This is a genomic window from Maribacter sp. 6B07, assembly GCF_002700155.1.
Lineage (GTDB): Bacteria > Bacteroidota > Bacteroidia > Flavobacteriales > Flavobacteriaceae > Maribacter > Maribacter dokdonensis.
Map to the genome: position 1 here is coordinate 295425 of NZ_PDUT01000003.1, position 14899 is coordinate 310323.

The 14899-nt window shown below is 37.1% G+C and carries 13 protein-coding genes and 1 other RNA gene; 10 read left to right on the forward strand and 4 right to left on the reverse strand.

The window, feature by feature from the left end:
- Position 1: 1 nt before the first annotated feature.
- Both CSC80_RS13895 and CSC80_RS13900 read left to right on the forward strand, forming a co-directional pair.
- Positions 2–1375: a nucleotide pyrophosphatase/phosphodiesterase family protein gene (locus CSC80_RS13895; protein WP_058105780.1), complete on the forward strand. Its 1374-nt coding sequence runs from the start codon at positions 2–4 to the stop codon at positions 1373–1375.
- 6 nt (positions 1376–1381) lie between these two features.
- Positions 1382–1729 carry a transmembrane 220 family protein gene (locus tag CSC80_RS13900; RefSeq protein WP_099192581.1) on the forward strand — a complete coding sequence of 116 codons (348 nt, stop codon included), beginning with the start codon at positions 1382–1384 and terminating at the stop codon, positions 1727–1729.
- Here the strand turns inward: CSC80_RS13900 and CSC80_RS13905 are convergent.
- Positions 1724–3595 (reverse strand): DNA polymerase III subunit gamma/tau, encoded by a 1872-nt coding sequence (locus tag CSC80_RS13905; RefSeq protein WP_099192583.1) that lies wholly within the window; start codon positions 3593–3595, stop codon positions 1724–1726. The two genes, CSC80_RS13900 and CSC80_RS13905, sit on opposite strands and share 6 nt — an antisense overlap.
- A 109-nt stretch (positions 3596–3704) precedes the next feature.
- On the opposite strand from CSC80_RS13905, the gene rnpB reads away from it, so the two are divergent.
- An RNA gene (rnpB, locus tag CSC80_RS13910) (RNase P RNA component class A) lies at positions 3705–4014 on the forward strand.
- A 5-nt stretch (positions 4015–4019) separates the two neighbouring features.
- Here rnpB and CSC80_RS13915 read toward each other — a convergent pair.
- Genes CSC80_RS13915 through CSC80_RS13925 form a run of 3 tightly spaced genes read right to left on the reverse strand, consistent with a single transcriptional unit; the run spans position 4020 to position 6020 of the window.
- Positions 4020–4556, reverse strand: coding sequence for an RsmD family RNA methyltransferase (locus CSC80_RS13915; RefSeq protein ID WP_058105783.1), 537 nt, complete (start codon positions 4554–4556; stop codon positions 4020–4022).
- The gene (locus tag CSC80_RS13920; protein WP_180268623.1) at positions 4556–5392 is read right to left on the reverse strand and encodes a DUF3822 family protein; all 837 of its coding nucleotides are present in this window, start codon (positions 5390–5392) and stop codon (positions 4556–4558) included. The genes CSC80_RS13915 and CSC80_RS13920 overlap by 1 nt, the downstream gene beginning before the upstream one ends.
- On the reverse strand, positions 5370–6020 hold the full coding sequence (locus CSC80_RS13925) for a hypothetical protein (protein WP_074669662.1): 651 nt from the start codon (positions 6018–6020) through the stop codon (positions 5370–5372). Before CSC80_RS13925 ends, CSC80_RS13920 begins: the two co-directional genes overlap by 23 nt.
- Before the next feature lie 101 nt (positions 6021–6121).
- On the opposite strand from CSC80_RS13925, the gene CSC80_RS13930 reads away from it, so the two are divergent.
- From CSC80_RS13930 to CSC80_RS13960, 7 genes are all read left to right on the forward strand, one after another.
- Positions 6122–7555, forward strand: coding sequence for an ATP-binding domain-containing protein (locus CSC80_RS13930; protein ID WP_099192584.1), 1434 nt, complete (start codon positions 6122–6124; stop codon positions 7553–7555).
- Between the two features lie 61 nt (positions 7556–7616).
- Positions 7617–8186, forward strand: a complete 570-nt coding sequence (locus CSC80_RS13935) for a DUF4126 domain-containing protein (protein WP_058105787.1) — start codon at positions 7617–7619, stop codon at positions 8184–8186.
- Between the two features lie 26 nt (positions 8187–8212).
- Positions 8213–8926: a 3-deoxy-manno-octulosonate cytidylyltransferase gene (gene kdsB / locus CSC80_RS13940; protein ID WP_172822542.1), complete on the forward strand. Its 714-nt coding sequence runs from the start codon at positions 8213–8215 to the stop codon at positions 8924–8926.
- Positions 8917–9615 (forward strand): HAD family hydrolase, encoded by a 699-nt coding sequence (locus tag CSC80_RS13945; RefSeq protein WP_074669658.1) that lies wholly within the window; start codon positions 8917–8919, stop codon positions 9613–9615. The genes kdsB and CSC80_RS13945 overlap by 10 nt, the downstream gene beginning before the upstream one ends.
- Complete coding sequence (locus CSC80_RS13950) at positions 9615–10748, forward strand: iron-containing alcohol dehydrogenase family protein (protein ID WP_236973395.1); 1134 nt, start codon at positions 9615–9617, stop codon at positions 10746–10748. Before CSC80_RS13945 ends, CSC80_RS13950 begins: the two co-directional genes overlap by 1 nt.
- Before the next feature lie 70 nt (positions 10749–10818).
- The gene (locus CSC80_RS13955; RefSeq protein ID WP_099192586.1) at positions 10819–11349 is read left to right on the forward strand and encodes a 1-acyl-sn-glycerol-3-phosphate acyltransferase; all 531 of its coding nucleotides are present in this window, start codon (positions 10819–10821) and stop codon (positions 11347–11349) included.
- 354 nt (positions 11350–11703) lie between these two features.
- Complete coding sequence (locus CSC80_RS13960) at positions 11704–14847, forward strand: PQQ-dependent sugar dehydrogenase (protein ID WP_236973396.1); 3144 nt, start codon at positions 11704–11706, stop codon at positions 14845–14847.
- Positions 14848–14899 lie beyond the last annotated feature (52 nt).

A 14899-nucleotide genomic window follows, 5' to 3' on the forward strand; every position in this document is an offset into this window, starting at 1 on the left:
TATGAAGAAAACGGTTGTCATTAATGTAGTTGGGTTAACAAAACGATTGATAGGTGAACATACACCGTTTATAAAATCATTTTTAGAGAGAGGGCAGGCATTATACATAGAGCCTGTGCTACCTGCCGTTACATGTGCTGTTCAATCTACCTATGTAACCGGTAAATGGCCATCTGAACATGGTATAGTTGGTAATGGTTGGTATTTTAAAGATGAGTGTGAAGTAAAGTTTTGGAGACAGTCTAACAAACTGGTAGAACAACCAAAAATATGGGACGATCTCAAAGAAAAATATCCCAATTTTACCTGTGCCAACCATTTTTGGTGGTACAATATGTATAGCAACGTGGATTTTAGTCTTACACCAAGACCTAATTATTTGGCAGATGGCAGAAAAATTCCAGATGTATATTCATATCCTGCTGAATTAAGGGATGAAATGCAAAGTACATTAGGGACATTTCCGCTTTTTGAATTTTGGGGACCAAAAACTACCATCAACTCATCTAAATGGATTGCAAATGCAGCTTTGTTGACGGATAAGAAACATAATCCTGATCTAACATTGATTTATTTACCCCATTTAGATTACAATTTACAACGTTATGGTCTTGATTTTAAAATAATTTCTAAAGATTTAAATGAAATAGATGCTGTAGTAAAACAATTGGTACAACATTATGAGTCTTTAGATGCCAGGGTAATACTTCTTTCCGAGTATGGAATTACAAATGTAAACAAGCCAATTCATCTCAATAGAATATTAAGAAAAGAAGGATATATAGCTATACGTGAGGAGCGTGGACTGGAGCTTTTAGATGCTGGTCAAAGTGATGCTTTTGCTGTTGCAGACCATCAAATTGCCCATGTGTATTGTAAAAATGACAAGGATATTGATAAGGTAGCTACATTGATAAAAGCAGTTGAAGGTGTAGAGAAAGTGTTATATGGTGAAGATTTAAAGGACTACTATATTGATCACGACCGCTGTGGTGATATTGTAGTAGTAGCAGATAAAGACTCATGGTTTACTTATTATTTTTGGTTGGATGATGCCAAGGCACCTGACTATGCCAGAATGGTAGATATTCATAAAAAACCGGGGTATGACCCTGTTGAAATGATGACCGATCCAAAAGATAAGTTGGTTATGGCAAAAGTTGTTGGAAAGCTCATAAAGAAAAAAATGGGCTTTAGAACGGTAATGGATATTATACCAATAGATGCCACTTTAATAAAGGGTTCTCATGGTCGTATAACAGAAGACGTTGAAGACTATCCAATTTTTATAAGTAATCATAGCTTTGGTAAGAAGAATCAAACTATTAGTGCAATACAGGTACGTGATCTTATTGAAGATCACCTATTAAACTGAATTTAGATGAATGTATTATTTAAAACATTAGGATTTGTATTTGCAATTTTATTTGCAATAGGCGCAGTGTTACAGTACAATGATCCAGATTCTTTACATTGGATCATCGTGTATGGTATAGCGGCCTTAGTGTCGTTATTATTTGCATTGAAAAAAATTAAATTTGTTGTGCCGCTGGTATTGGGGATATTTGCTTTTATAGGTTTTGTTTATTTGTATCCGTCAGATTTTCAAGGTTTTGATTTAAATGATGGAGATATTAAAACAGTTGAATTGGGAAGGGAAGCTTTTGGGTTATTGATAATTTCGGTAGTTCTTTTAGTATTCGCTTTTAGAGTAAAGAGAACGCTATAGATCTAAATCGAACTCTTGTCTCAATAAATCGATCACAGGGTTTTTCTCTCTTAGTTTTTCGTATTTTTCTTCAGGAGTAAATGCAAATTTCTTTGCCGTTGTTTCATTCACAGTAATGTCTAGGTGTACGAAGTGATTGTTTAATTTGGCACGTAAATATTCCATTAGCTCAAACTGTTCGCGCTCAATCTCCTTTTTCATTGTACTGTTAGGAAGCTCAATATGAATTTTAAAATCTTCCTTAAGTTTTGGGACATCGGTGTGTAAGTTTGATGCTAAAATTTTCTGCCCTTTTTTATCTATAATTTCTATAAAATCGGCCCAATGCTTGCGTAAATCTTCTTCAGTAAAATTTTCTCTTGGTAGATTTTTTTCATCAATAACAACCTCAATTCTGTTGAGTTCGTGCTGTTTTTTGGCGTTTAGACTTTTAATTGAAAGACCTGATACCCTTTTGGTGGGACGATTGATTTTAATCTTCTTATCATCCTTTATATCGTTCGTTTCCGACGTATTTAGGGGCTCTGGTTTCTTTTCTTCTAATTTAACTTGTGGGTTTGAAACTACATTAGTTTCTTCTGTACTAGTGTGATCAATAGTTGCCGCTGTTTTTGTTTCAGAAGAAATACTATCTTTTGCCGGTTCTGCTTTGGTGCTTACCTTTTCGGTATTATAATTCTCAACAGATTTCTCTATAGTCTGGTTTGAAGAACCAGCAACTTTTGGAATCTGTTTGTAAAATGCTGATGGAGCAATAAAATCAATGGTCTTATTTTGAAGTGCTACTGATTCAGGATTTTTTTTTTCTCCATCAAAATCGATAGAGGCAAGTTTCATAAGTGTCAATTCAACTAGAAGGCGTTGATTTTTACTTGTTTTGTACTTTAAATCACAATCATTTGCAATATTCAGCCCTTGTAATAAAAAGGAAGGAGATGTCCTTTTACTTTGTTCTCTATATAATTGTTGGGCTTCTTCGCCTACCTCTAATAAAGTAATGGTGTTTGGGTGTTGACATACCATCAAATCTCTAAAATGAGATGCTAAACCAGATATAAAATGGTGTCCGTCAAAACCTAAAGACAACGTTTTATTAAAAAGCAAAAGTAGATTTGGAATCTTATGTTCCAATATTAGGTCAGTGGCTTCAAAATAAGTATCGTAATCTAAAACGTTCAGGTTTTCTGTAACTGCTTTACGTGTTAAATTAGATCCAGAAAAGCTAACCACTCTATCAAAAATGGACAAGGCATCTCTCATGGCACCATCAGCTTTTTGGGCTATAATATGTAGTGCATCATCTTCCGCATTTATTCCTTGATTTTCTGCTATATATTTTAAGTATTCAGCGGCATCTTTAACCGTAATTCTTTTGAAATCGAATATTTGACATCTAGAAAGAATAGTAGGTATAATTTTATGCTTTTCTGTGGTTGCAAGTATAAAAATAGCATGCTTTGGCGGTTCTTCTAATGTTTTAAGAAAAGCATTAAAAGCAGATTGAGATAGCATATGCACCTCATCAATGATATAAACTTTGTATTTACCTACTTGTGGCGGTATGCGTACTTGGTCAATTAAATTTCTAATATCGTCCACAGAGTTGTTGGAAGCGGCATCCAACTCAAAAATATTGAAAGCAAAATCTTCATTCTCCTGTTCTGTGCCATCAGAATTTATTTGCTTTGCCAAAATACGTGCGCAAGTTGTTTTACCTACACCTCTAGGACCACAGAATAAAAGCGCTTGTGCCAAATGATTTTGGTCAATGGCATTTTGTAAAGTATTGGTTATAGATTGTTGACCTACAACATCTTTAAATGTTTGAGGTCTATACTTACGTGCCGATACGATAAAAGGTTCCAAAATGCTACTCTCGTTTATTCTATTACAAATATAAATATAGCTTGGAATACTTACGAGAATTAAGGTTACAGATCATCTTTAGTTATCAACAATTGCAGTACATTTGCGCAAAGCAGACCGCCTTATCGCTGCCAAGCAATTGGGAGAGGAAAGTCCGGACACCATAGTGCAGTATAGCGGGTAACGCCCGTCCGTTGAAAAGCGAGGACAAGTGCAACAGAAAGCAAGTACAGTTAGGCTGTAGTGAAACCAGGTAAACTCTATACGGTGAAACGTCATGTAAATCGGTGTTTAAGGGCTGCACGCCCAAGCCGAAGGGTAGGCGGTTAGAGTACTGGGGTAACCCTTTACCTAGATAAATGATAAGGAGTTCTAATGATTTTTAGGATACAGAATCCGGCTTATGGTCTGCTTTTTTATTTTGTTATTTTTCAAAAAAACTAAAAACACTACCACCATATTTTCGTGAGTTTTTGTAGAAAGGTAATTCTGCTAAGCTGGTGCGGTTAGAGTGTTCAATAATTAAAACACCATCTTCTAATAAAAGGTCGTTTTCAAAGACCAACTGAGGTAATTTTTCAAAATCGGTAAATTCCATATCGTAAAATGGATCGGCAAAGATGATATCGAATTTTTCGGTATTTCGCTGTAAAAAACTAAAGACATCGCTCTTTAAAGTTCTAATGTTCATATCTAATAGGGAAACCGTCTTGTCTATAAAATCTATACAACCACCATGGGCATCAACGGCAAGTACATCATCTACGCCTCTAGATGAAAACTCGTAACTGATGTTTCCGGTACCGGTAAAAAGATCTAAAACCTTCAAATCAGGAAAGTAGTAAGAATTGTTCAAAATATTGAACAAGCTTTCTTTGGCCATGTCTTTGGTAGGTCTTACAGGTAATTTTTTAGGGGCTATTAAGTTACGACCTTTGTGCTTTCCTGAAATTATTCGCATTATATAGTATTAATGAGCGTGAAGTCTATAGAACTGGAAGATGGTTCTCCAAGTTTTATTAATTGTTGGGTTGAGGGAGCGAAAATGCTTATATGTTGTATATAATTGTAACATAATTTAAAAGTTGCATCATCTTCTTCAATATCTCCAAAAAGTTTTACAATTGCTGTTTTAGGGTCTAACTCCAGCTGTTCTAAAACAAATAACAGGTAATAGGCAAAATCTTCTTTGGTGTCGTATTTAAAGCTGTTGTAAAGCACTAATTTACGTTGGTTCAAAACCGTAATGTCCAGCTGGTCTTTGCTAACATGTACAAAGCATGTAGTTTCTTGGTTTTGTGTTTGGTTGTTCATTAAAGATTGTAGCAGTACCGTGCCATTATGCATATAGTGGAATTCACCGAAAAGATCATAAATATAATTGTTGATATTTACGTAAGGCACATATACAATTACTAGATCATGATTTTCAACTTCGTCATATGCCAAAATATCGTTTGCCAAAATTTTGGTGTTGAACTTTAAGTACTCGTATAAATTATCGGCATTGAACAATGATTTAGGAACTAAACCAAAGAGGGTGTTTCTATGAACTGTAACCACCTCGTCAAACTGCATATTTTCTATATCATGTTTCAGAAATAATTTATGCAGTTCATCCTTTACTTCCATAGGGTTTTTTTCAAATGCGAAATCAACCCTATCAGATAGCAATAATTTTTGCGAAACAGTATCTGCCACACAAAAAGAAAGTCCATTCAAGCTAACCTGAATGGACAATTTCTTAAAATTTTTATCCGCTATATTTAAGCTATTATTTCTTCTCTTTTTTGTCATAAATAGCAGGCCAGTTACCAGTTGTGCTAACATCTTCAAGAGAACCTACTTTAATAGACGCTCCATTAACCTCTTCTACACTTAATGCGGCTTTTTCACGAGCCAATAAATCTTTGGGCTGATCGTATAGTACTACTTCTTTGTCAACTTTAGCTTCAAAAACAGGGGCTTTATAGCCACTCTTTTCTACAAAGGCAGATTTCATTGTAAATTTTTCTCCGTTTGCAGCTGTAGGTACTTCCATTAAACTTTTATATCTGGTATCTGCTTTAAAAAGAGAATCTTTTACAGAAACAAAACCTAATGTATCAATAATTTTTACCTCTCTTAACATGTCAATACCGTAAGCTTTATCGAACTCCATAAATGAAGAATCTCTTTGCTGTGTAATTACATATTTACCGGTATCGATAAAACGAATAAGACTATTGAAATCATTTGCATACTTGCCATTAACAGTTTTGTAAGCCTCTTGAGAATTTCTAATATCCTTTAGCTTAGCAATAACTTGTGCAAAACGCTCTTCTTTTACCTCTTTAAATTTGATTGGTCCGGTAATGGAGTTGTAAATAAAGTATCCTAAAGCGATACATCCAATCCAAAGTACAATTTGTATTACGGTCTTCATTTCGTATGTGTTATTTTTATTTAGTGGTCTTCACAAATCTACAATTTTTTTTTAATGGTAAAAGTTTTTAGCCTAAAAATCATCTTTATCTTTGGGGGCTCATGAAACCAATAACACCCGCTTCTTTCTATACTATACTAGAAAACAAATTTCCTCATTCACCAACTGCCACACAATCAGTGGCTTTGCAAAAATTGGCAGAATTCACCCTGTCAAAAGTTAAAGATGAAGTTTTTTTATTAAAAGGCTATGCCGGTACCGGAAAAACTACTTTAATTGGCACTTTGGTCAATAGTTTGTGGAAAGTTCAAAAGAAAGCTGTATTGATGGCTCCTACTGGTAGGGCTGCAAAAGTGATGTCTAACTATTCGAGTACGCAGGCATTTACCATTCACAGAAAAATATATTTTCCGAAAAAGCAAAGTGGTGGTGGAGTGCAATTTGTGTTGGCACCTAATAAACATAGAGATACTTTGTTTATAGTCGATGAGGCTTCAATGATTCCCGATACCGCTGCAGATTCAAAGTTATTTGAAAACGGTTCCCTTTTAGATGACTTAATGATGTTCGTTTATTCAGGACATAAGTGCAAGCTGTTGCTAATAGGTGATACGGCACAATTACCACCCGTTCATTTGGTGTTGAGTCCGGCATTAGATGGTAATAAACTTTCCTTAAATTATAATAAGGAAGTCGTTAGGTTAGAACTAAGCGAAGTGGTAAGACAAGCGGGAGATTCTGGTATATTGGCGAACGCTACATTATTGCGAGAGCAACTGCAAAGCGATTTTTTTGAAGATTTTAAATTTGATGTAGACCCCTTTACAGATATTGTAAGATTAATAGATGGCAATGAAATACAGGAAGCCATAGATAGTTCGTATGCGGAAAACGGAAAAGAGGAGACGGCATTTATAGTTAGGTCAAATAAGAGGGCAAACTTATACAATCAGAATATACGCGAACGTATTCTTTATCTAGAGAATGATATTGCCGTTGGTGATTTTATGATGGTGGTAAAAAATAATTACTATTGGTTAAAGCCAAGCTCTGAAGCTGGATTTATAGCTAATGGAGATATTATTGAAATACTGGAAATATTCGATATCAAAGAAATTTATACTTTCAAATTTGCCGAAGTAAAGGTGAAAATGGTAGATTACCCCAACATGGCGCCATTTGAAACGGTATTGTTGTTAGATACTATAACAGCGGAATCTCCTTCACTATCCTATGAAGACGGCAATAGGCTTTATCAAGAAGTAATGAAGGATTTTGCCCATGAAACTTCAAAGTATAAGAAATTTTTAGGGGTAAAGAATAATAAATACTTTAATGGTTTACAGGTTAAATTCTCATACGCTATAACATGCCATAAATCTCAAGGTGGGCAATGGAATACTGTATTTGTAGAACAACCTTATTTGCCAAATGGTATTGATAAGGAATATTTAAGATGGTTATATACAGCGGTAACCAGAGCAAAGAATAAATTGTACCTTATAGGTTTTAAAGATGATTTTTTTCTTGATTAAGAAAAGATTATTTTAGTATTTATGGATACGGAAAAGGAGTCTTTTCCATAGCGAGATCAACATGACAACCGATACGATTTTAAGCATTTTTTTAGGGGTAGGATTAGCAGCATCTGTTGGGTTTAGGGTGTTTTTACCATTGTTTGCATTAAGTTTGGCATCTTATTTTGGAGTATGGGAACTAAATGATAATTGGCAATGGATAGGTAGTCTAGTTGCCGTATTGACATTGGGCGTGGCAACCTTACTTGAAATTTTTGCCTACTTTATTCCTTGGTTCGATAATTTACTGGATAGTATAGCCGTGCCATTGGCAGCAATAGCAGGTACTGCCGTAATGGTATCTACAGTGGCTGATCTAGATCCCGTAATAACGTGGTCATTGGCAATTATTGCAGGCGGTGGTACCGCAACAGCAATTAAAGGCGCAGGTGCCACGGGCAGATTGGCATCCACGGCTACCACCGGAGGTCTGGCCAACCCGGTAATTACTACCGTTGAAACAGGTACTGCCGCAGTAGTGTCCGTTGCCTCGATATTTGCACCTATATTAGCAGCCGTTTTGGTCATTATCATATTAGTGATCATTTTTAGGATTTACAGAAAATTACGACCAAAGGCTAATACTTAAAATATATTTAGTTGAAGAAAATAGCAATGATTCCTGCCCGATATGCGGCATCGAGATTTCCTGCAAAATTAATGCAGGATTTGGCTGGTAAACCGGTCATTTTAAGAACTTACCAAGCTGCCGTACATACAAAGCTTTTTGATGAAGTTTATGTGGTTACCGATAGCCAGGTTATTTATGATACCATTGTAAGAGAAGGTGGTTTGGCTATCATGAGTGTTAAAGAACATGACTGTGGCAGCGATCGTATTGCCGAGGCGGTAATGCAAATGGACGTTGATATTATTGTAAATGTACAAGGCGATGAACCATTTACAGATCGTGAAAGTCTTGAGGGTGTAATGCAGGTGTTTGAAGATGACGTGCATAAAGAAATTGACTTAGCGTCGTTAATGGTTAAAATCACAGATGAGGAGGAAATTAATAACCCAAATACGGTAAAGGTAATCGTAGATAATAGGGATTTTGCACTGTATTTTTCAAGATCGCCAATACCTTATCCAAGAGCAAAAAACAAGGATACTGTCTATTATAAGCACAAAGGTATTTACGCTTTTAGAAAAAGTGCTTTGATGGATTTTCAACGACTGCCAATGCTGCAATTAGAGGCTACCGAAAAAATTGAGGCTATACGTTATTTGGAATATGGTAAAAAAATAAAAATGGTAGAAACCAATGTTCAGGGCATAGAAATAGATACACCTGAAGACTTAAAGAAAGCGCAGAAGGCATGGAAATAAATTTTGATGGAATTAATGTAATTGGTTTTGATGCAGATGATACCCTATGGGTAAACGAAACGTATTTTAGGGATACAGAAGATAAATTTGCCGATCTTTTAGAGAAGTATGAAACTAAGAATAAAATAGATCAAGAGCTTTTTAGAACTGAGATTAAAAATTTGGACCTTTACGGTTATGGCATAAAAGGATTTGTACTTTCTATGATCGAATGTGCGTTGGAGCTTTCAAATAATCAAGTTGCTCCTAAAACGGTAAGTGCACTTTTAGATTTAGGTAAAGAGATGATAACACAACCCGTTGAATTATTAGAGGGAGTAGAAGAAGTACTTCAAAGTTTAAAGGACAAATATCGTTTAATTGTACTGACCAAAGGTGATCTCTTGGATCAAGAGCGTAAATTGGAGCGGTCGGGTTTATCAGAATATTTTCACCATGTAGAAGTGTTAAGTGATAAGAAAGAGAAAAACTACAGTGATTTATTAGAGCACTTACAAATAGAACCGGACGAGTTTTTAATGATCGGTAACTCTTTAAAATCAGACGTATTGCCACTTGTGAATATTGGAGCAAGAGCGGTTCATATACCTTTTCATACCACATGGCAGCATGAAGAAGTAACGGAGGTTGTAGATAATAATGGTTATATGACAATGTCTACTTTGACCGATGTGCTGAAATACGTTTAATGAAAATGCAGGTGAACAAACAGATGGCAAAGAGCAATATACCGACCAAAGCATCACAAGAATTCCGTAATTTTCCTATGGTACCTAGAGTGGTCTATGGTGTGGGTAGTTTTGATACTCTTGGAGATATTTTGATGCCAAAGAGAAAACATTCTGAAGCACCAATGATATATTTGGTTGATGATGTTTTTGAAAATACAGAATTGATCAATAGGATACCTAGTATATTTTGTGATCAAATTATTCTTATTTCAGCCAATGAAGAACCAAAAACAGAGCAAGTAGATGCCTTGGTGTCTATGATTAAGGAAAAGTTTACAGAGCTTCCTTCTGGTATTATAGGTGTTGGGGGCGGTACACTTTTGGATTTGGCAAAGGCTGTAGCGATCATGCTCACTAATAAAGGAAGTGCATCAGATTATCAAGGGTGGGATTTGGTGAATAAGCAATCAATCTATCATGTAGGTATTCCCACTATTAGCGGTACAGGAGCTGAAGTTTCAAGAACTACGGTTTTAATGGGCCCCGAAAAGAAGTTGGGAATCAATTCAGATTACACCACTTTTGATCAAGTAATTCTAGATCCGGATTTAACCGTTGGTGTGCCTAAGGAGCAATGGTTTTATACGGGGATGGATTGCTTTATTCACTGTATAGAATCACTTAATGGTACTTTTTTAAATGCATTTAGTAAAAGCTATGGCGAAAAGTCTTTAGAACTTTGCAAAGAAGTGTTTTTAAAAGATATCGAAGCATCCGATAGTAGAGAAAAATTAATGATGGCATCGTGGCATGGTGGTATGAGTATAGCTTATTCCCAAGTAGGTGTTGCACATGCCATGAGTTATGGTCTAGGTTATGTTTTAGGAGTAAAGCACGGAATAGGAAATTGCTTGGTTTTTCAATATTTAGAAGAGTTTTATCCTGAAGGAGTACAGTTGTTCAATGCAATGTTGGAAAAGCATAATATAGTATTGCCAAAAGGAATTTGCTCTAAATTGACTGACTCGGAAATGAATACAATGGTTACCGTTGCTTTAGGTATGGCGCCACTTTGGGAAAATGCCCTAGGAGCGCAGTGGAAAACTATTATCACCCCAGAAAAGCTTAAGGCTATTTATCAAAAGATCTAGTCTCATTTAAATTACCACTTACATTATAATATGAGGCTTTGCCAAATAGGCAGGTCAATACCCAAGTAATATGCAGCAAATAGCAAAGTTTATTTATTTTAAATTATTAGGGTGGAAGCTAAACGGAGTTTTTCCATCACATTTAGATAAGTTTGTCGCCATCGTAGTGCCACACACCAGTTGGTGGGATTTTTTATTGGGGCTGTTGATACGAGCGGTTTGGCAAGAAGAGATAAACTATGTAGGAAAGAAGAGTCTGTTTAAAGCTCCTTTTGGTTGTTTTTTTAGGTGGACAGGTGGTGCGCCAATTGATCGCACAAAAAATAGTGATACCGTAAAGGCTACTGTACATATATTTAGTGAACGGAAAAAATTTAGATTGGCACTATCTCCGGAAGGCACCCGAAAAAAAGTTGAAAAATGGAAGACTGGCTTTTATTATATAGCCATAACCGCAAATGTGCCTATCGTTTTAGTTGCTTTTGATTATGGTAAGAAAGAGATAAAACTTTCAGGTCCGATGACACCCACAGAGGATAAAGAAGCTGATTTTAAACAGTATCACGCTTTTTTTGATGGGGTGGAGGGGAAGCATGTGTAAATGTTATCAAAAACTTTAGAATGCTAATGTAAGCAATGCTCTGTTTACTAATTAGGATAATACTTTCCTTATAACTACTAATATTGTTGTCGTTTATCGATTTTTTTAGTCTTTCATCTGGTATTAAGATGTTAATTTTTCGTTAATCTAATACTGTTGTAATTTTAATTGGGTCAATTGATTAATTGACTTTCCCCTACTTTTTAATGTCTCATATGATGTTTGTTGACAATAAGTTTTGCTGATGGATATCTCTTTAAATATATCTAAATGAAAATAAAAAGGGGGGTGAGTAGTTGGTTAAAAATAGCTGCAGGTTTTGCAGTAATTTCAGTGTCCTTGAGTTTTGGTTCTATGTTTTTTGGACCAGGTTATAGCGATGTACAGCCAATCGGGTCATTTGTTAATGGGAACTTTCCAGACGTTGATCTTGATCAAGATCCTTATGAAATTGCCTATCCAAATATAAGATTCGATTGGCCATTAACATACTCTATCGTGCCCGGTCAAACTAGAGTAATTGTCGGGCAGCTCGATGGAAAGATTTATTGGATGGAAGATAACCAAGCAGTTCCAAATAAGAACTTATTAGTTGATTTTTCTAATGAAATTGGTGATGCCGTTTCACCAAATATTGAAGTTTGGGATGGAGGCCTATTGGGATTGGAAATTCATCCGGAATTTGGCACGCAAGGTAAAAACTACATATATATTTATTATACCACGGAATCGGAGACAGGTGATGAGACTTTAAATAGTGGTGGTAATGGAACGTTTGGTTGTGATTTATCCAATTTTCATGGAAATTACATTCATTTAGATCGCTTCGAAGTGAATCCGTCTAATATGTCATTCATTTTAGATTCTAGAGTGCGTATGATGCGTCGTCGAATGTTGAATACTACTCATAGAGGTGGTGCAATGGAATTTGGTGATGACGGTTTTCTTTATATAGCCACAGGAGAGCAAGGTAGGGCTGTAAATGCACAAAATATTATTGATAATTTGGATGGAGGTGTATTGCGTATAGATGTGGATATGAATTCAGATAGGAGTCATCCACCAAATAGGGTAATGCCTGAAGATGCTGGTGAGTCTGATGAATTTACTGGTAGGCTATATTGGATACCTAATGACAACCCCTTCGTTAGTACTTCAGGTGATAATTTTGAGGAATATTATACGGTAGGTAACCGAAGCCCTCATAGAATGAGTAAAGACTCTCAAACAGGCAAGTTGTTTATAGGGGAAGTTGGGCAAAGCACTCATGATGAAATAAATATTGTTGCTAAAGGGAAAAATTATGGTTGGCCTGTTTGGGAGGGAGAAATTGCGGGTCCTTTTAATCAATGTAATATTCAAATGCTGAATAATATGGAACATGAAGTTCCTTTGACTTCATTTAGTAGGGATGATGCTAAATCAATAATAGGAGGTCAGGTGTATCGTGGGTCAGAATTTACGTCCTATAATGGAAAATATATTTCCGCTGATTGGCTTACACAGAAAATTTTTTCTGTTGATATTAATAATGGTAGCCATGTAACCTTAGGTACCTTGCCCAAAAGACCGATTTCTTTTGGCGAAGGGTCAGACGGTAACATATATTATTTACTACAGGGTAACAATGTACAATTATTGCGTTTTGTAGCCCCTTTATTGTCATCTGGCGCGCCACAGTTACTTTCTGAAACGGGAGTTTTTACAGATATGAATAACCTAAAAGTGACCAATGGATTTGTTCCTTACGAAACGATTGATGCATTTTGGTCTGATGGCGCAGTAAAGAAACGTTGGATGGCATTGCCTAATGATGGAACCTATGATTCGGAGGAAGAACAAATTCAATATTCGGAAAATGGAAATTGGATTTTTCCTGTAGGTTCTGTTTTGGTTAAACATTTTGATTACCCTACTAATGAAAATAATCCAGATATTACAATTAAAATAGAAACGCGATTTTCTATAAAAAATAGTGATGATAATTGGACTTTTTTATCCTATAGATGGAACTCCGATCAGACCGATGCAAGCCTTGTGAATATGACTACAGGTGAAGAACGACCAATAGGTATTCTTAAAACTGATGGAGGAATACGTACGGAAATTTGGCGCTATCCTTCGACAAATGAATGTTTAAACTGTCATAATGAATCTTCTCAAGGTACTTTAGGTCCAAGAACAAGGTATTTAAATAGTGATTATGATTACTCCACCCATATTAGTGGAGGAATGGTAGCAAATCAATTAGTTACTTTGAGTCATTTAGGAATTTTAAATGAACAAATTTTTGATTCTGATACACAAGATTTTTTGACCTATTCCTCCATCGATGATCCCAACGCTACCTTAGAAGATAAAGCTCGTTCATATTTAGATTTGAATTGTGCTTATTGCCATTTGCCATCGAATGGATTGCGAGCAGAATTTGACTTAAGGTTAATAAATTCCTTGGAGGAAACTGGTCTTTTAACTGCTGGTATAGGTGAAGTTGTTGAAGGTATTGGAAATGATCAAAAAATTTTATATCCGGGTAATGCTGCAAAATCACATGTTTTTTATCGGGTAAACAGTACAGATTCGGGTATAATGATGCCTCCTATAGCTAAGGGTAAGGTTGATGAAAAAGGAGTAGCGTTATTAAAAGAATGGATTGATCAACTAAATGTTGAACCAAAAACAGATGGTTACAACGAACCAGATCCCGAGGTCAACCTGGCACTGTTGGATGATGCCGTCCTTGGAGGAAGTGTCGACGGAGGTCGCGGAACCATGGGGGCGATCTTGTACGACCCCGTGACGGAGAATTATTATACGCCTACTCGATTCAACGAGTACGGGGTAGGCCGTTATGACAACCTAGGCCGTCCGGGCGCGGAGGACGGTTTCCGTTGGCAGGTGGACTGGTCGAGTACCAAGCTGGTGAACTATATCACCTTCGGCGGGACGTACCCCAACCAGCCCCAGCCCAACTCCATGTGGCGCATCTCTTATCTTCGCAACGGTACGTGGACGGTTCTTGAAGAGGGCAAGGGTGGCTGGATCGACTCGGGCATCTATGAATGGGGCGGTGGCGCTCAGTACCCTATCGAGGCGGATGCGCTCCGGGTGCAGGTGTACAGTGACGGCGGCACGGATCTGGTGAGTATCCATTTGCGCGGCCGTGGTGGCGTTTCGGGTTATGTGGACGACAGTTCCACCGCCACGAAGGCGACGCTGGTACAGTACCTTCCGGGCGACCATGGTCCGGACACGACCGCACCCGTCATTACGTTGAACGGGGCGAACCCCCAGGTCATAGAGCTGGGATCGGGCTATACCGAGCTTGGGGCCACGACGGACGACGGGTCTCCGGTGGACATAGACTCTAGTTCCTTTATGGACGTAGTGGGCGGTTACGATATCGTATACAGTTCCACCGATGGTACGAACCGATCGGAAGATGTGATCAGGGCGTGTGGATGTTATGGCACCGACCGCACCCGGCCATTCCGTTGACCGGGGGGACCCCCCGGGCCTGCGGCGAGGGGGGGGTGGGGACCAGAAGGGG